12 protein-coding genes and 1 pseudogene are annotated in these 19321 nt (G+C 44.8%); 11 read left to right on the top strand and 2 right to left on the bottom strand.

Annotated features, from left to right (window positions below; genetic code table 11):
• Positions 1-7 precede the first annotated feature (7 nt).
• Complete coding sequence (locus RAM70_RS05105) at positions 8-1000, top strand: DUF4351 domain-containing protein (protein WP_312672590.1); 993 nt, start codon at positions 8-10, stop codon at positions 998-1000.
• On the opposite strand, the gene RAM70_RS05110 is transcribed toward RAM70_RS05105, so the two are convergent.
• Positions 972-1124, bottom strand: coding sequence for a hypothetical protein (locus RAM70_RS05110; RefSeq protein WP_190381644.1), 153 nt, complete (start codon positions 1122-1124; stop codon positions 972-974). The two genes, RAM70_RS05105 and RAM70_RS05110, sit on opposite strands and share 29 nt — an antisense overlap.
• A gap of 135 nt (positions 1125-1259) precedes the next feature.
• Here RAM70_RS05110 and RAM70_RS05115 point away from each other — a divergent pair, with 135 nt between their 5' ends.
• The 10 genes and pseudogenes from RAM70_RS05115 to RAM70_RS05160 all read left to right on the top strand — a co-directional run bounded on the left by RAM70_RS05115 (position 1260) and on the right by RAM70_RS05160 (position 17750).
• Positions 1260-1505 carry a UPF0175 family protein gene (locus tag RAM70_RS05115; RefSeq protein WP_312672593.1) on the top strand — a complete coding sequence of 82 codons (246 nt, stop codon included), beginning with the start codon at positions 1260-1262 and terminating at the stop codon, positions 1503-1505.
• Positions 1502-1999 (top strand): PIN domain-containing protein, encoded by a 498-nt coding sequence (locus tag RAM70_RS05120; protein WP_103111397.1) that lies wholly within the window; start codon positions 1502-1504, stop codon positions 1997-1999. Before RAM70_RS05115 ends, RAM70_RS05120 begins: the two co-directional genes overlap by 4 nt.
• A gap of 156 nt (positions 2000-2155) precedes the next feature.
• Positions 2156-2574 (top strand): annotated as a pseudogene (locus RAM70_RS05125) (DUF4347 domain-containing protein).
• Positions 2575-2698: 124 nt separating this feature from the next.
• Positions 2699-10729, top strand: coding sequence for an ELWxxDGT repeat protein (locus RAM70_RS05130; protein WP_312672597.1), 8031 nt, complete (start codon positions 2699-2701; stop codon positions 10727-10729).
• Between the two features lie 239 nt (positions 10730-10968).
• Complete coding sequence (gene ilvD / locus RAM70_RS05135; RefSeq protein WP_151697214.1) at positions 10969-12654, top strand: dihydroxy-acid dehydratase; 1686 nt, start codon at positions 10969-10971, stop codon at positions 12652-12654.
• Positions 12655-12870: 216 nt separating this feature from the next.
• Positions 12871-13731, top strand: coding sequence for a tetratricopeptide repeat protein (locus RAM70_RS05140; protein ID WP_312672600.1), 861 nt, complete (start codon positions 12871-12873; stop codon positions 13729-13731).
• A 243-nt stretch (positions 13732-13974) separates the two neighbouring features.
• Positions 13975-14409, top strand: coding sequence for a ferritin-like domain-containing protein (locus RAM70_RS05145; RefSeq protein WP_002731529.1), 435 nt, complete (start codon positions 13975-13977; stop codon positions 14407-14409).
• 34 nt (positions 14410-14443) lie between these two features.
• Entirely contained in the window at positions 14444-15364 is a 921-nt protein-coding gene (locus RAM70_RS05150) for an FTR1 family iron permease (protein ID WP_312672602.1), read from the top strand.
• Positions 15365-15586: 222 nt separating this feature from the next.
• Positions 15587-17200, top strand: coding sequence for an ABC transporter substrate-binding protein (locus RAM70_RS05155; protein ID WP_312672604.1), 1614 nt, complete (start codon positions 15587-15589; stop codon positions 17198-17200).
• A 43-nt stretch (positions 17201-17243) separates the two neighbouring features.
• The gene (locus RAM70_RS05160; protein ID WP_045361710.1) at positions 17244-17750 is read left to right on the top strand and encodes a hypothetical protein; all 507 of its coding nucleotides are present in this window, start codon (positions 17244-17246) and stop codon (positions 17748-17750) included.
• 277 nt (positions 17751-18027) lie between these two features.
• On the opposite strand, the gene RAM70_RS05165 is transcribed toward RAM70_RS05160, so the two are convergent.
• Positions 18028-19266, bottom strand: a complete 1239-nt coding sequence (locus RAM70_RS05165) for a DNA cytosine methyltransferase (protein ID WP_312672607.1) — start codon at positions 19264-19266, stop codon at positions 18028-18030.
• Positions 19267-19321 lie beyond the last annotated feature (55 nt).

Below are 19321 nucleotides of genomic sequence, written 5' to 3' on the forward strand. Positions count from 1 at the left end.
ATATGACATGACTAATAATATTGACCATGATCGCTTATTTAAGGAGTTAATATCAACCTTTTTTGTCGAATTTATCGATTTATTTTTTCCTCAAGTAATGGATTATTTAGATAGGGACTCGATTACTTTTTTAGACAAAGAAGTATTTACCGATGTCACGGAAGGAGAAAAGCATGAAAGCGATTTAGTCGCACAGGTTAAGTTTCGAGGAAAAGAATCTTTCTTTCTGATTCATCTGGAGGCGCAGCAAAGTTCCCGCCAGTGGTTTAACCGGCGAATGTTTACTTATTTTGCTCGCTTTCATGAGAAATTTGTCTTACCGATTTATCCCATTGTAATTTTTTCTTATTCAAAGCCAAAAAGAGAAGCGATTAGTCAATATGTGGTCGATTTTCCCGATTTTAAAGTCTTAGAATTTAACTATCAGGTAGTGCAGTTAAATCGATTAAATTGGCGAGATTTTCTCAATCAGCAGAATCCAGTTGCTTCGGCTTTGATGGCTAAGATGAACATTGCCGAGAAAGAGCGAGCTAAGGTTAAAGCGGAATGTCTGCGCTTGTTAATCACTTTAAGGTTAGATGCGGCGAGAATGCAATTGATTTCTGGATTTATTGATACTTATCTCAATCTAAATCCGGTGGAAGAGAGACAATTTCAAGAAGAGATTAGCACATTTAGTCAACCCGTACAGGAGGGAGTTATGCAAATTACCACCAGTTGGATGCGTCAAGGTATTGAACAAGGTATTGAACAAGGTATCGAACAAGGTATTGAACGGGGTATCGAACAAGGTATTGAACGGGGTATTGAACAAGGTATCGAACGCGAAAAGACGTTTATTATTCGCCAACTTAAACGCAAGTTAGGGGAGATTAATCCTGCATTAGAAACTAAAATCATGCAGTTAAGTATTGATGATGTCGAAGCATTAGGAGAAGCTTTATTCGACTTCTCTACGGTTGAAGATTTAATCAATTGGTTAAATACTTTAACTGCCTAGCTTTGACGTTAGCGATCGCATCTTCGCCATCACAAGCGGTGAGATTGCTTCGGGTGGTTTTGGCTGAAAGAGAAAAGTTAACGCGGGAAGTATCCCCCTCACAATGACCCGCTAAAATTGTCATTATAGCTTGTTGATTGAAGTGAGGTCAAAGACAATGCTTCTTACCGTAGGGTGGGAATTACTCACCAATTCACCTTGACAGGCGGCGAAAAATAGGATAACATTTGTATAATTCTTGTCAAAATACGAAGAAAATATGAGTCTAGTTATTTCCCAAGAAGTGATTAAAGCAAGTGGTTTATCAGAGGATGAACTGTTAAAAGAGATTGTTATTATGTTATTTCAACAAGATAAGATTAGCTTAGGAAAAGCAAGTGAGTTATTAGGTATTAATCAAATCAAGTTTCAACGGATGCTTTCTGAACGAGGAATTTGTATTCACTATGATGTTGCTGAGTTTCAGCAAGATATTAAGCATTTAAAAGAGAAAGGTTGGCTATGATTATTATTAGCGATACTTCTCCTCTCAGCAGTCTTGCTCTTGTTGGTTATCTGTCAATCTTAAAAGATATTTATACTAATGTTGTTATTCCCCAAGCAGTTGCCAATGAATTAGCCAATTTAACTGAGGAAGATATCCGCATTAAAGCGATAATTTCTCTGAACTGGATACAGGTTAAACAAGCCACTAATTTAGAACTTGTGGCTTGTTTGAGGAATGAATATAATTTAGATCTTGGCGAAGCAGAAGCAATCGCTCTTGCCTTAGAATTAAAAGCAGATGAATTGTTAATTGATGAGCGTCTTGGACGGAGGGAGGCTGTGCGTTTGGGGCTGTCAATTACGGGGGTTCTAGGAGTTCTTTTAATCGCTAAAAATAGAGGATTGATTGCTAAGGTTAAACCGATAATGGAGTCTCTAATTAGCCAAGCAAATTTTCGCATCAGTCATCAACTTTATGAGGAGGTTTTGCAAACTGCAAATGAATTAGATTAAGTTGTGATTTTAGAAAACGGGTTTCTTCGAGAAACTATTTAGAAAACCCGTTTTCTTTGAGAAACCCGTTTTCTGTAAATTTTTGTTATATCCCCCTTGAAAGATTGGGGATTGTTGAGCTAAAAATGTTAGCAATAAACCTCTGCGGGGAATGTCATGACTTCTACCCTGTTGCCGAGCTTTCCTGCTGTTGACGATGTTTTGTGCAATTTCGCTCAATCTGATGGCTTTGTTCAAGCTAATCAGGTGAATAGTGCGAGAAATCAGCGTTTAACCGCTACCGTAGTTTTCCTCGATGCTGGTGTTAAGCTAAACGGCTTTTACTTCGGATCACCGATATAGACTCCAAAAGGGTTATAGCTATTGGATCATGCAGGTTAAGCGCCGTTTAGCTTACCGATTATCAAAGTCTCCAAGCTGGGGTAATTCCAGAAGTCGCCACGGTTATTCTCTCTCCCAATCAAGACGGAATCGAACAAATATCCGCTTTTTTACCACTGTTGAAACCTTAGATTTGTCGGAGTTGCAGACATCTGGGGTTTTTCAGCCAGATATACCCTTCTTTGCCAGCTTAAGTACCTAAGCAAAATTAATGACACAAATCTAACCACCCCTTGCCTCTTGCCTATCTTCACTAGGAAATTTATTTTGCACGACTACTTAACTGTTTAATTTTCACCCTTTATTCAGGAAAAAATCATGTCAACTCCTTTTTTAGTTAAGGATATCTACCCCGGTTCCTTTGGCTCCTACCTCGGCTTTGTAACGGCACTGGGCAATACCCTGTTCTTCTGGGCCAATGATGGCGTTAACGGTTATGGGTTATGGAAAAGCGACGGCACGACGGCCGGTACAGTTTTGGTCGCCGACATCAGCTTCGGTGACTCCTTCCCCGGCAATCTAACGGCGGTGGGCAACACCCTGTTCTTCCAGGCCTATGACGGTGTGAACGGTGGGGAGTTGTGGAAAAGCGACGGCACGGCGGCCGGTACGGTTCTAGTCAAAGATATCCGCCCCGGTTTATCTACCTCCTACCCCGGCAATCTAACGGCGGTGGGCAACACCCTGTTCTTCACTGCCGATGACGGTGTAAACGGTACTGAATTGTGGAAAAGCGACGGCACGACGGCCGGTACAGTTTTGGTCGCCGACATCAGCTTCGGTGACTCCTTCCCCGGCAATCTAACGGCGGTGGGCAACACCCTGTTCTTCACTGCCGATGACGGCGTGAACGGTACTGAATTGTGGAAAAGCGACGGCACGGCGGCCGGTACGGTTCTAGTCAAAGATATCCGCCCCGGTTACTCTGGCTTCGGCCCCGGCTATCTAACGGCGGTGGGCAACACCCTGTTCTTCCGGGCCGATGACGGTGTGAACGGTGGGGAGTTGTGGAAAAGCGACGGCACGGCGGCCGGTACGGTTCTAGTCAAAGATATCCGCCCCGGTTTATCTACCTCCTACCCCGGCAATCTAACGGCGGTGGGCAACACCCTGTTCTTCACTGCCGATGACGGCGTGAACGGTACTGAATTGTGGAAAAGCGACGGCACGGCGGCAGGTACGGTTCTGGTCAAAGATATCCGCCCCGGTTACTCTGGCTTCGGCCCCAGGTATCTAACGGTAGTGGGCAACACCCTGTTCTTCTGGGCCAATGACGGCGTGAACGGTTATGGGTTATGGAAAAGCGACGGCACGACGGCCGGTACAGTTTTGGTCGCCGACATCAGCTTCGGTGACTCCTTCCCCGGCTATCTAACGGTGGTGGGCAGCACCCTGTTCTTCAGTGCCTATGACGGCGTGAACGGTACTGAATTGTGGCAGAGTGACGGCACGGCGGCCGGTACGGTTCTGGTGGGCGACATCCGTCCCGGTTCCTATGGCTCCTACCCCTTCTCTCTAACGGCGGTGGGCAACACCCTGTTCTTCCAGGCCTATGACGGCGTTAACGGTCAGGAATTGTGGGCCTTAAATGTGGGTGGTCCCACAGTTCCCACCCTCGCCATTGCCGCCACCAGTGCCAGTCAAACCGAGGGCAACAGTGGCAGTAAAGCCTTTACTTTCACCGTCACTCGTGGGGATAACACCACGGGAAGCAATAACGTTGACTGGGCAGTTACCGGCAGCGGCAGCAATCCTGCCAATGCCACTGATTTTGCTGGGGGATTGTTACCCAGTGGGGTAGTGAGTTTTGCCCCGGGAGAAAGCAGTAAGGTGATTACTGTTGACGTTCAGGGAGATACAACGGTAGAACTGAACGAAAACTTTACCGTCACCCTCTCCAATGCCACCAACGGCGCTACTATTACCACCGCTACTGCCACCGGAACCATTCAAAATGATGATACCAGTGTCACCCTGGCGGTTTCTCCCAGTAGTGTCAATGAAGACGGGACAACTAACTTAGTCTATACCTTCACCCGTACAGGTTCTACTACCAGCGCCTTAACCGCTAACTATACAGTTGGGGGAACAGCTACTTTTAGCACAGATTACACTCAAACCGGTGCAGCCAGTTATACAGCAACCACAGGGACAGTGAATTTCGTTGCTGGTTCATCCACTGCTACCGTAACTGTTGACCCCACTGCTGACACCACAGTAGAAACTGATGAAACTGTTGCTTTAACTCTCGCTGCGGGGACAGGTTATACAGTTGGGACAACTACCGCAGTTACCGGGACAATTACCAATGATGATACCAATGTCACCCTAGCGGTTTCTCCCAGTAGTGTCAATGAAGATGGGACAACTAACTTAGTCTATACCTTCACCCGTACAGGTTCTACTACCAGCGCCTTAACCGCTAACTATACAGTTGGGGGAACAGCTACTTTTAGCACAGATTACACTCAAACCGGTGCAGCAACTTTCACCAGTACAACAGGGACAGTGAATTTCGTTGCTGGTTCAGCGACTGCTACTGTAACAGTTGACCCCACTGCTGACACAACAGTAGAAAGTGATGAAACTGTTGCTTTAACTCTTGCTTCTGGGACTGGTTATACAGTTGGGACAACTACCGCAGTGACGGGGACAATTACCAATGATGATACCAATGTCACCCTAGCGGTTTCTCCCAGTAGTGTCAATGAAGACGGGACAACTAACTTAGTCTATACCTTCACCCGTACCGGTTCTACTACCAGCGCCTTAACCGCTAACTATACAGTTGGGGGAACAGCGACATTTAGCACAGATTACACTCAAACCGGTGCAGCCAGTTATACAGCAACCACAGGGACAGTGAATTTCGTTGCTGGTTCATCCACTGCTACCGTAACTGTTGACCCCACTGCTGATACAACAGTAGAAAGTAATGAAACTGTTGCTTTAACTCTTGCTTCTGGGACAGGTTATACAGTTGGGACAACTACCGCAGTTACCGGGACAATTACCAATGATGATTTCCCTAGTATTACTCTTGCGGTTTCTCCCAGTAGTGTCAATGAAGATGGGACAACTAACTTAGTCTATACCTTCACCCGTACAGGTTCTACTACCAGCGCCTTAACCGCTAACTATACAGTTGGGGGAACAGCGACATTTAGCACAGATTACACTCAAACCGGTGCAGCTAGTTATACAGCAACCACAGGGACAGTGAATTTCGTTGCTGGTTCATCCACTGCTACCGTAACTGTTGACCCCACTGCTGATACTACAGTAGAAAGTGATGAAACTGTTGCTTTAACTCTTGCTTCTGGGACTGGTTATACAGTTGGGACAACTACCGCAGTGACGGGGACGATTACCAATGATGATTTCCCTAGTATTACTCTTGCTGTCTCTCCCAGTAGTGTCAATGAAGATGGGACAACTAACTTAGTCTATACCTTCACTCGTACTGGTTCTACTACCAGCGCCTTAACCGCTAACTATACAGTTGGGGGAACAGCTACTTTTAGCACAGATTACACTCAAACCGGTGCAGCTAGTTATACCAGTACAACTGGGACAGTGAATTTTCTGGCTGGTTCAGCGACTGCTACTGTAACAGTTGACCCCACTGCTGATACTACAGTAGAAAGTGATGAAACTGTTGCTTTAACTCTTGCTTCTGGGACTGGTTATACAGTTGGGACAACTACCGCAGTTACCGGGACAATTACCAATGATGATTTCCCTAGTATTACTCTTGCTGTCTCTCCCAGTAGTGTCAATGAAGATGGGACAACTAACTTAGTCTATACCTTCACTCGTACTGGTTCTACTACCAGCGCCTTAACCGCTAACTATACAGTTGGGGGAACAGCTACTTTTAGCACAGATTACACTCAAACCGGTGCAGCTAGTTATACCAGTACAACTGGGACAGTGAATTTTCTGGCTGGTTCAGCGACTGCTACTGTAACAGTTGACCCCACTGCTGATACTACAGTAGAAAGTGATGAAACTGTTGCTTTAACTCTTGCTTCTGGGACTGGTTATACAGTTGGGACAACTACCGCAGTTACCGGGACAATTACCAATGATGATTTCCCTAGTATTACTCTTGCTGTCTCTCCCAGTAGTGTGACAGAAGATGGGACAACTAACTTAGTCTATACCTTTACTCGTACCGGTTCTACTACCAGCGCCTTAACCGCTAACTATACAGTTGGGGGAACAGCGACATTTAGCACAGATTACACTCAAACCGGTGCAGCCAGTTATACAGCAACCACAGGGACAGTGAATTTCGTTGCTGGTTCATCCACTGCTACCGTAACTGTTGACCCCACTGCTGATACAACAGTAGAAAGTAATGAAACTGTTGCTTTAACTCTTGCTTCTGGGACAGGTTATACAGTTGGGACAACTACCGCAGTTACCGGGACAATTACCAATGATGATTTCCCTAGTATTACTCTTGCTGTCTCTCCCAGTAGTGTGACAGAAGATGGGACAACTAACTTAGTCTATACCTTCACTCGTACTGGTTCTACTACCAGCGCCTTAACCGCTAACTATACAGTTGGGGGAACAGCTACTAATGGAACCGATTACACTTCTATTCCCACCAGTGTCACCTTTGCTGCTGGTTCAGCGACTGCTACTGTAACAGTTGACCCCACTGCTGATACTACAGTAGAAAGTGATGAAACTGTTGCTTTAACTCTTGCTTCTGGGACTGGTTATACAGTTGGGACAACTACCGCAGTGACGGGGACGATTACCAATGATGATTTCCCTAGTATTACTCTTGCTGTCTCTCCCAGTAGTGTGACAGAAGATGGGACAACTAACTTAGTCTATACCTTTACTCGTACCGGTTCTACTACCAGCGCCTTAACCGCTAACTATACAGTTGGGGGAACAGCTACTAATGGAACCGATTACACTTCTATTCCCACCAGTGTCACCTTTGCTGCTGGTTCAGCGACTGCTACTGTAATAGTTGACCCCACTGCTGATACTACAGTAGAAAGTGATGAAACTGTTGCTTTAACTCTTGCTTCTGGGACTGGTTATACAGTTGGGACAACTACCGCAGTGACGGGGACGATTACCAATGATGATTTCCCTAGTATTACTCTTGCGGTTTCTCCCAGTAGTGTCAATGAAGACGGGACAACTAACTTAGTCTATACCTTCACTCGTACTGGTTCTACTACCAGCGCCTTAACCGCTAACTATACAGTTGGGGGAACAGCTACTTTTAGCACAGATTACACTCAAACCGGTGCAGCTAGTTATACCAGTACAACTGGGACAGTGAATTTTCTGGCTGGTTCAGCGACTGCTACTGTAATAGTTGACCCCACTGCTGATACTACAGTAGAAAGTGATGAAACTGTTGCTTTAACTCTTGCTTCTGGGACTGGTTATACAGTTGGGACAACTACCGCAGTGACGGGGACGATTACCAATGATGATTTCCCTAGTATTACTCTTGCTGTCTCTCCCAGTAGTGTGACAGAAGATGGGACAACTAACTTAGTCTATACCTTCACTCGTACTGGTTCTACTACCAGCGCCTTAACCGCTAACTATACAGTTGGGGGAACAGCTACTTTTAGCACAGATTACACTCAAACCGGTGCAGCTAGTTATACCAGTACAACTGGGACAGTGAATTTTCTGGCTGGTTCAGCGACTGCTACTGTAATAGTTGACCCCACTGCTGATACTACAGTAGAAAGTGATGAAACTGTTGCTTTAACTCTTGCTTCTGGGACTGGTTATACAGTTGGGACAACTACCGCAGTGACGGGGACGATTACCAATGATGATTTCCCTAGTATTACTCTTGCTGTCTCTCCCAGTAGTGTGACAGAAGATGGGACAACTAACTTAGTCTATACCTTTACTCGTACCGGTTCTACTACCAGCGCCTTAACCGCTAACTATACAGTTGGGGGAACAGCTACTAATGGAACCGATTACACTTCTATTCCCACCAGTGTCACCTTTGCTGCTGGTTCAGCGACTGCTACTGTAATAGTTGACCCCACTGCTGATACTACAGTAGAAAGTGATGAAACTGTTGCTTTAACTCTTGCTTCTGGGACTGGTTATACAGTTGGGACAACTACCGCAGTGACGGGGACGATTACCAATGATGATTTCCCTAGTATTACTCTTGCGGTTTCTCCCAGTAGTGTCAATGAAGACGGGACAACTAACTTAGTCTATACCTTCACTCGTACTGGTTCTACTACCAGCGCCTTAACCGCTAACTATACAGTTGGGGGAACAGCTACTTTTAGCACAGATTACACTCAAACCGGTGCAGCTAGTTATACCAGTACAACTGGGACAGTGAATTTTCTGGCTGGTTCAGCGACTGCTACTGTAATAGTTGACCCCACTGCTGATACTACAGTAGAAAGTGATGAAACTGTTGCTTTAACTCTTGCTTCTGGGACTGGTTATACAGTTGGGACAACTACCGCAGTGACGGGGACGATTACCAATGATGATTTCCCTAGTATTACTCTTGCTGTCTCTCCCAGTAGTGTGACAGAAGATGGGACAACTAACTTAGTCTATACCTTCACTCGTACTGGTTCTACTACCAGCGCCTTAACCGCTAACTATACAGTTGGGGGAACAGCTACTAATGGAACCGATTACACTTCTATTCCCACCAGTGTCACCTTTGCTGCTGGTTCAGCGACTGCTACTGTAACAGTTGACCCCACTGCTGATACTACAGTAGAAAGTGATGAAACTGTTGCTTTAACTCTTACTTCTGGGACTGGTTATACAGTTGGGACAACTACCGCAGTGACGGGGACGATTACCAATGATGATTTCCCCAGTATTACTCTTGCTGTCTCTCCCGCAAGCGTAACTGAAGATGGGACAACTAACTTAGTCTATACCTTTACTCGTACCGGTTCTACTACCAGCGCCTTAACCGCTAACTATACAGTTGGGGGAACAGCTACTAATGGAACCGATTACACTTCTATTCCCACCAGTGTCACCTTTGCTGCTGGTTCATCCACTGCTACTGTAACAGTTGACCCCACTGCTGATACTACAGTAGAAAGTGATGAAACTGTTGCTTTAACCCTTGCGACCGGGACTGGTTATACAGTTGGGACAACTACCGCAGTGACGGGGACAATTACCAATGATGATTTCCCCCAACTCTCCATCAATGACATCACCGTGGTGGAAGGTAAAGATAGTAATGCAATCCTCACCGTTACGGTTGATAACCCCAATCCACAACAAATTACTGTCAACTATACCACTACAGCCATTGATGCTACCGCCAATGTAGATTACACTAGCCAGACAGGAACCCTCACCATTGCACCTAATACTGCCACCGCTACTATTAGCATTCCCATCCTCAATGATAACCTCAACGAAGCCGATGAAGCCTTTACAGTAACCCTATCAAATCCCGTTAATGCTACCATCAATCCCGAGGAAGCAATTGGACAAGTAATTATTACTGACACCCTACAAAGCGCAATTACTCGCACCTTACCCAACAATGTCGAAAACCTCAGACTAATTGGCAGTAATAATATTAACGGTACAGGTAACGCTGGTGACAATAAAATCACCGGAAATAGCGGTAACAATATCCTCGCTGGTGCTAATGGTAACGATATTTACTGTTTCAATGCTTCAACCCCATTAGGAAGCGATATCATCCAAGAAACTACCACCGGCGGTATCGATACCCTCGACTTTACTGGGACAAATACCGCAGTAAGAGTTAACTTAGGGATTACTACAAACCAAACCGTCGTCACCAATAATCTAAGATTGACTTTTTCGGCAAATAACACCATCGAAAATATTATTGGCGATAGCGGTAATGACCGACTAACCGGGAATAGCCTTAATAATACTCTAACTGGTGGTGGCGGCAACGATCAATTAACCGGTCAAGACGGAAACGATAGTTTAATTGGTGGTTCCGGCGATGATTTACTCACTGGTGGTAATGGTAGCGATAACTTTATCTTCAACAGTAGTAATTTAGGAATCGATGCCATCAGCGATTTCACCCCAGGCAGTGATAAAATAGTATTAAGTAAAGCCATCTTTTCCGCTTTGCAAAGTAGCATTGGCAATGGCTTCAGTCAAGCGGCTGAATTTGCCAGCGTCGCTGACGATGATTTAGTCGCCACTAGCAGTGCTTTTATCGTTTACAGTAACAGCAGTGGCAGTATCTACTACAATCAAAATGGTAGTGCTGCTGGCTTAGGAAGTGGCTCTGAATTTGCCAATTTGTTGACTGTTCCTACCCTGATAGCGGCTGATTTCACACTGATAAATTAACCTAGCCACACAGAGAAAACGGGTTTCTCGGACCGTTTTCTGGAAACAGTCTGACTGCTGATTTCTGATTCCCGATAGCTGTCCCCTGAATCATCCCACAGTTTTATATTTTCTTTAGAGATGGACTGTCCTAAAACCTGCTCAGAGCGGCCAAAAGTCAGAAAATAGAAATAAAGGTGCGATTGGAGAACTTGAGCAGCGATCGCACCTGTCAGCCGCCATTGGAGAAAGATAAAGTTATGGCAGATAACTACAGAAGTCGCATTGTTACCCAAGGTACCCAACGCAGTCCGAATCGGGCCATGTTAAGAGCGGTAGGTTTTGGGGATGAGGACTTTAGCAAACCAATCATCGGCATCGCTAACGGATTTAGCACCATTACCCCCTGTAACATGGGAATTAATGATTTAGCAATGCGTGCCGAAGCAGGAACCAGATTAGCGGGGGGAATGCCGCAACTTTTCGGGACTATCACCATTAGTGACGGGATTTCCATGGGAACAGAAGGGATGAAATATTCTCTCGTTTCTAGGGAAGTAATCGCCGATTCCATTGAAACCGTCTGTAATGGTCAAAGTCTCGATGGAGTCCTCGCTATCGGGGGTTGTGACAAAAATATGCCGGGGGCAATGATTGCCATGGCCCGGATGAATATTCCCGCTATTTTCGTCTATGGTGGCACGATTAAACCGGGGCGCTACAAAGATTGCGATTTAACCGTGGTCAGTTCCTTTGAAGCCGTGGGACAGTACAGTGCTGGTAAAATCAGTGAAGAAGACCTCATCGGAATTGAACGCAACGCTTGTCCCGGGGCCGGTTCCTGTGGTGGAATGTTTACTGCTAATACCATGTCTTCCATTTTTGAAGCCATGGGGATGAGTTTACCCTACTCCTCGACCATGGCCGCCGAAGATGCGGAAAAAGCCGATAGTACCGAAGAATCGGCCAAGGTTTTGGTCGAGGCGGTTAGAAAACAGATTCTCCCTAGCCAAATTTTGACCCGTAAAGCCTTTGAAAACGCCATTTCGGTAATTATGGCGGTGGGAGGTTCCACTAACGCTGTGCTGCACCTTTTAGCCATTTCCCGCACCATCGGGGTAGAATTATCGATCGATGATTTTGAAACCATCCGCCAGCGTGTACCGGTTATCTGCGATCTTAAACCCTCCGGGCGTTACGTTACCGTGGATCTGCATAAAGCCGGCGGTATTCCCCAAGTGATGAAAATTCTCCTGGTTAATGGTTTACTACACGGGGATGCTCTCACCATTAGCGGTCAGACTATCGCCGAGATTTTAGCCGATATTCCCGACCAACCGCCCTCAGGCCAAGATGTTATCCGTCCTTTTAGCAATCCTGTCTATAAAGAGGGTCATTTAGCCATTTTAAAAGGAAATCTGGCCACGGAGGGGGCCGTGGCCAAAATCAGCGGCGTGAAAACTCCGGTCATCACCGGACCTGCGCGGGTGTTTGAGTCGGAAGAAACCTGTTTAGAGGCAATTTTAGCCGGAAAAATTCAAGCCGGGGATGTGGTGGTTGTCCGTTACGAGGGACCAGTAGGTGGACCGGGTATGCGGGAAATGTTAGCCCCCACTTCGGCAATTATCGGCGCCGGTTTAGGGGATTCCGTGGGATTAATTACCGATGGTCGTTTTTCCGGGGGAACCTATGGCATGGTGGTCGGTCACGTCGCTCCAGAAGCGGCGGTGGGTGGTACAATTGCTCTGGTCGAGGAAGGGGATCAAATCACTATTGATGCTCGTCAGCGTCTCTTGAGTTTAAATGTATCGGAGGAAGAATTAACCCGTCGTCGTAACCATTGGCAACCGCGCCCCCCACGCTATAAAACGGGAATTCTCGGCAAATTCGCCAAGTTAGTCTCCTCTAGCAGTCTCGGCGCTTTAACGGATCTGAATCTGTTCTAAAAGTATAACTAGGGTTTGCGGCAAAAAGCTTTTCCTGGGGGCAGGGTGTGGGGTGTGGGGTGTAGGGTGTGGGGTTTTATCGATTTTCAGGTGGTCAACTACCTAATTTTCAGGGAAAAAGCACCCACTGCTCACCCAACACTCCCACTGATAACTGATAACTGATAACTGATAACTGATAAGACTGACGAACCTAATTACTATAGATTAATAACTATGACCTATCTATTTACTGTCTATCGAGCGCTCGAATGCCGTCCGGATAGCTATCGGGACTGGTATGACCAAGGCAATATTTTAAAAGAAAGAATGGACTATTTTGGAGCCTTAATCAGCTACGAAAAAGCCTTAGAATATTATCCAGATGATTATTGGGCATGGTACAAAAGGGGTATGATACTAGAAGACTTGGGAATGTATGAAGAAGCGGCTCAAAGTTATGCTAACGCCGCACAGGTAAAGGATGATAACTATTGGGCTTGGTACGATCAAGGTTGTGTTTATCTACAAGAATTAAAGGACTACCAAAAAGCGATCGCTTGTTTTCAACGGGCCCTAAGTCATAGTCCGGGGGACTATTGGGCGGCCTACCGGCAAGGGGAGGCCTATCGATTGCTGAAAAATTACGAACGCGCTATCACTTCCTATGATCTGGCCCTGGGGGCGCGACCCCGGGATTATTGGGCCTGGTATCGTCGCGGCGACGCTTTCCGGGATTGGGGCAATCCCCAAGAGGCTTTATTTAATTATCGTACCGCCCTCGATATCCGACCGCAAGATTACTGGTCTTGGTATCAACAGGGTGTGATCCTACAGGAATTACAGCGTTTACCAGAAGCGATCGCCTGTTATGAAGAATCGTTAAAAATCGATCAAGATGATCGCTATGCGTGGTATAATGCCGCCTGCTGTTATGCCGCCCTCGGTCAACAACAAAAAGCGATCAACTGTTTACGCGAAGCTCTAGACATAGAACCAGATATATGTGGCGAATTAGCGCGTAATAACTTTGTTTTCGATGGTTTAAGGCAAAATGAAACCTTTAATGACCTCTTGAGTTGCTATTCCCCCGGCTAAAATCCTTTTGACTCGATCGCCTCGATTCAGCACCTAGGGTTTGCTGAAAGGGTTTGTCGTGGGGTGTGGGGTTTTAGGCATTTTCAGGGGAAAAGTGCCGAAAATTTCCCCCGATCACTCCAATATCTGGCACTTTTTTGATGACAAAAAAGCCTAAAGATATTAGCCAACAAGGTTTTGAGATTTATTTAGCCAGCCTGGATTAGCTACAATTGCAATTAGAGACGAATTATTGAGAATCTTATGCGAGAACTAGACAGAGACAAAACCATCGAACAACTAAACGAAATCATGGAATTTGAACTAGCGGGAGTTGTCCGTTACACCCACTATTCCCTGATGGTGACAGGACCCCATCGCATCCCCATCGTCCAATTTTTCCAGACCCAGGCCACGGAGTCCCTCACCCACGCGCAACAAGTTGGGGAAATTCTCACCGGTTTAGAAGGTCATCCTAGCCTAAAAATTGCCCCCATCGAAGAAAGCTATGAACATAATATCAAAGCAATCTTGAGTGAGAGCCTCAATCATGAGAAAAAATCCCTTGATTTGTACAAAGCACTCCTAGAAACCGTCGAAGATGCCAGTATTTACCTAGAAGAATTCGCTCGCGGTATGATTGGACAAGAAGAATTACACAATCTGGAAATTCGCAAGATGCTGCGGGATTTTGCTTAAGCTAGGATCAAAGCTAGAGTTTATCCACTAGCTTATGAATCTTAGTTCCGCTTTACCCACTTTTATTATCACTCTCCGGGAAGGTTTCGAGGCCGCTTTAGTAGTGGGAATTGTCCTCGCTTGTTTACAAAAATCTGGTCGATCGCAACTTAACTCATGGGTGTATCGTGGTATTGGTGCGGGAGTAGTCGCTAGTGTTTTGGTCGGTATTTTGCTAGGGGGAATCCTTTTGCAAGTGGATGCCTCTCCTAGTCCATTTGTACCAATGCTCAAGGAATTACTGGCCGCCACTTTTGGACTGATTGCCGTTTTGATGTTGAGTTGGATGTTAATTTGGATGACTCAACAGGCCAAATCTTTGAAATCTGAGGTAGAAAGTGCGGTAAAAGCGGGTTTAAAAGCGGAAAATGGGGCAGGAAAAGCGATTTTTCTGCTCGTTTTTATCGCTGTCTTGCGGGAGGGATTTGAAACAGTTCTCTTTATCCTGGCCCAATTCCAAAAAGATTGGCAGATACAAACCTTCGGTGCGATAGCGGGGTTAAGTGTCGCAACCTTGTTGGGAATTCTCCTATTTGCGGGGGGAGTAAAAATTAATATCCGTCTCTTTTTCCAAATTATGGGGACTTTGCTGCTCTTAATCGTTGCGGGATTACTCATCGGTGTTTTGAAACATATCGACGCGGGAATCAGTCTTTTAAGTGAAATTGACCCTTTTTATCGCAATTTCTGTCCTTCTCTCCCCTCCTCCTGTCTTCTCGGTTTTCAAGTTTGGGACGGTTCCCAAATTTTAAGCGATCGCACTTTCCCCGGACTCCTCCTCAAATCCCTGTTTGGTTATCGTCAAAACCTCTATATCAGTCAAATTGTTGCTTATATCCTCTTTTTAATGCTTATCGGTGGCCTCTATTTCCAAAGCTTACGACAACGTCCTCAAACAGTGACCAGTAAACAGTAAACAGTAATCAGTAAACAGTGACCAGTAAACAGTAAACAGTAATCAGTAAACAGTGAAAAGATGGCAAGAAACTGCTATTTAATACTGCTCACTTAACACATACTGCTCACTTAAAACTCAAATCTGATAACTGATAACTGATAACTTACCCACTGATAACTGATAACTGATAACTGATAACTTACCCACTGATAACTGATAACTGATAACTGATAACTGATTATGACTACTTGGCAATGTGACGGTATCCCTAAAGATGGTAAAACTTATCCGCAAGCGATTGCGGGAGGTCATGAACCCTGCGAAAATACTACTCCTGATTGTCCTATCTGTGGCCTACCTAGGGAAGCGATGGATCCCGTAACAACGACAGTTAAAACCACGGTTGTGGTCTCCCCGGGGGGTACAACTAGAGTCGGCCAAAAATCTAACTGGTTACTTCCCTTCGCTTTGATAATTACCGCTTTAACCGCAGGTTTAGGGGGTTGGAGTCTATTGCAAATGCTGATTCCCAAACCCGATACTCCCCAAGTTGTACCAGAAAAAACCCCAGATAGGCAATCTAAGGCAACTTTTGTGAGTAATACGGCTAAAAATCCCGATTTATTTAGCCAAGGTGAGAAAATACTGCTTAATTACACTCCTAACAAAGAAAAAGGCGCAGCGGCCTTTAAAAAGGAAGATTGGTCAAATGCGATCGCATCTTACCAACTAGCAGCCACTCCCCAAGCAAACGACCCGGAGGGCAAAATCTATTACAATAACGCCAAAGCTAGACAAAAGGGTAATCAGAATACTATAGCCGTTGTTGTCCCCATCGCTAACGACCCCAACAGCGCCAAGGAAATTCTCCGAGGTGTGGCCAGGTATCAAGAGGAGTTTAATAATTCTAATCCGGGTAATCCTTTGGAAATAGTCATCGCTAATGATGGCGGTGGGTTACAATCAAAAGCGATCGCTGATGATCTGATTCAATCCGGTCAAGTTTTGGCAGTTATGGGCCACGGAATCGATCCTTTTAGTCAAAAAGCGATTGAAAGTTACGAAAAAGAAGGATTAGCGATTCTTTCTCCCCTGACTACCAGTGTTAGTCAAACGGGAAAATCAACCCTGAAAACCATTCCCCTTAAGGATAAGTCTCAGGAAGTTTTAGGCAGTTATCTGGAAGCAGTGGCCAAAACTTTGGCTAATTATGCTAGTCAGCAAGAGAATTCTCCGTCAGTGGTTCTTTTTTATAATTCCGATAGTCCCTATAGTCAAAAATTAAGGGATTCCTTTGCTAAAGCAATAAAGGAACCGGGAGGCAAGATAGTTAAGGAAATAGACACAACCAAAGCCAATTTTAACGCTAAAACCGCCATAGATCAGGCAAGACAAGCTGGCGCTAAGGTGGTATTTTTGGCCTTGAGTAAAGACGGCGATCGCATAGATCAAGCCGTGGCTATTGCCCAAGAATCGTCTGGAATGCTCTTATTAGGCGGAAATGAACTTTATACACCCGATATCCTTATTCAAGGAGCCGATAGCATCGACGGATTAGTTCTAGCAGTACCTTGGAGTTTCCAAGCAACGGATCCTTTTGCCAAAGATGCGCTGAAAAGTTGGCGCGGTCGCGTCAGTTGGCGTACTGCTACCGCCTACGATAGCATGAAAGTATTAGGAGAAGCGATCGCTAAAAGTTCTGACCGTGCTAGTGCAGTCGAAACTTTAAATCGAGGAATCACCTTGCAGGGAAGCACCACGGATTTTAACATTTTTAATCAAGTTCCCCTCGTACGCGCTAATCGCGGCAATGAAGGGCCAAAGGGTTCTCAATATCAATTCGATCCTATCTAAAATAGATAATGTGATGTCGAGGAGTAGAATCAAGTCTAATTTTATGAACAATATCTTACCCATCCTAGCTTTGTTAATGTCGGTGTCGGGAATTGCCGTGTCTTTGGGACGGGAGGAAGTCCGATGTCATCTCGGTTTAGAATCGGCAGCCTGTCCCCGGGAAGAACAAAACATCAGCGAAGACACCCCTGCAACTACCCCGGAATCTCCCCCCGCAACTACCCCCGCAACTACCCCGGAATCTCCCCCCGCAACTACCCCCGCAACTACCCCAGAATCTCCCCGGATAGAAGCAACTCCCGCAGAAACTACCCGTAATATCGAAGCTTCCCCCGAAGTTTCCCCGTCTCCTGAAAGCGAAACTCCAGTGGAATTCACTCCCATCCCGGAAAATAACCCCAGTCCAGAAGTCCCCCCCGAAAATCCCCCCACCCCAGAAACCAAAGCGGTGGAAAAAACTCCAGATGCAGAAAAAAGTCCCGATGTCAATCCATCTAAAGATGGAGAAACTGAAAGTATTCCTTTAGAGGTTATTCCCCCCGCACAGTAAAATCGGACAAAATCAATTTCTAGTGGGGTAGGGTTGATTTTAGAAGTTATTCCCCCCGCACAGTAAAATCGGACAAAATCAATTTCTAGTGGGGTAGGGTTGATTCATGAATCAACCCTACAGACTCCGGACAGTAAAATCGGACAAAATCAATTTCTGGCTGAGGATAGGAACTCAGGCAAGAAGTAGTTAGATATGTGTAATTAATTGTATCTAGCTACTTAATTTTTCTCTAGCTGTTGCTGATTAGGTAAAAACTATTTACTTTTAGTCAAAATTAATTAACTTCTAACCCCGGAATGCTTAACTGTTCAGTTTTTGGCTGTGTTTCCCCCAGATAATCCCCTTGCAATATATTAATTAAACAGCCACCAAGATGATAGGCCATATTAACGGGAACCGCGTTACCAATCTGTCGATATTGAGAGGTTAAATTACCGGTAAATTGCCAATCATCGGGAAAGGACTGCACTCGTGCATATTCTCTCACAGTCAAAGGACGAGTTTCTTGGGGATGGCATCTTTCTGTTTGGGTTTGTGCAGGACTACAGGTAATAGTTAAAGCTGGTTCATCCCAAGATAATCTTTTAGCATATCCTGTCCGTCCGCCGTGATTTTTGAGACTATTTTTCATATATTCTTTTTGAATATCCATCGGCAAATTCCGCCAATTTCCTCCTGGGGGAACTAAAGACATAATCTCTTTTTTTCTTTCTTTATATTCTACTCCTGGAGAACTTGGACAATTCTCTAGAGCTTTTTTCAGAGAAATAGTATAGTTTTTATATTGGGGAAAAATGGGTTTAATATTTAGGTCTTGACGGGTGGCGATAATAATTAATCTTTCTCTTTTTTGGGGAACATCGAGAAATTGAGCCGATAAAACTTGATAAGCAGCATAATAACCGATTTCCTGTAAAGCTTGCAGCATTAATTGGAGGGGTTCTCCTTTTTTATTGCTTAATAATCCTCGAACATTTTCGGCTATAGCGATTTTAGGTTGCACTTCCTGTAAACAACGAGCAAATTCAAAAAATAAGCTCCCTCTCAAATCTTCTAATCCTTTCCCTAACCCAGCATAACTAAAAGGTTGGCAGGGAAAACCTCCAGCTACAATATCTATTTTGTCTCTAAAATCAGAAAATTCAATCTTTTTTATGTCTTGATTTATAACATTCCATTGCGGTCGATTGAGTCTTAAAGTATTAACACAATCTTGATTAATTTCCACCAGTAATTGCGTTTTTAGTCCCGCATTTTCTAAACCTAAAGCCATACCACCACAGCCAGCAAATAATTCGATAACTGTGTAATTAGTTGGCTCAACAGTTTGTAAAATTCTCAATTCTCCAGGGGATTGGTTATTTTTAAGATTGGTTAATTGCTCGAGATCAAATAACCAATCAACTTGATTAATTTTCTGACCTTTGATTAATTTTTTCTTTTGCCATGTTAGTATTTCTGCGGTAGTTACACCGAGAATATTAGCGGCTTTTTGTAGATTTACCTGAGTCATAAGCAATAATTAGCAACCTATCTACGTCTTTATTATAAATCAAAGTAGCTAAACT

It is taken from the genome of Microcystis wesenbergii NRERC-220 (genome assembly GCF_032027425.1).
In the GTDB taxonomy this organism is placed as follows: domain Bacteria; phylum Cyanobacteriota; class Cyanobacteriia; order Cyanobacteriales; family Microcystaceae; genus Microcystis; species Microcystis wesenbergii_A.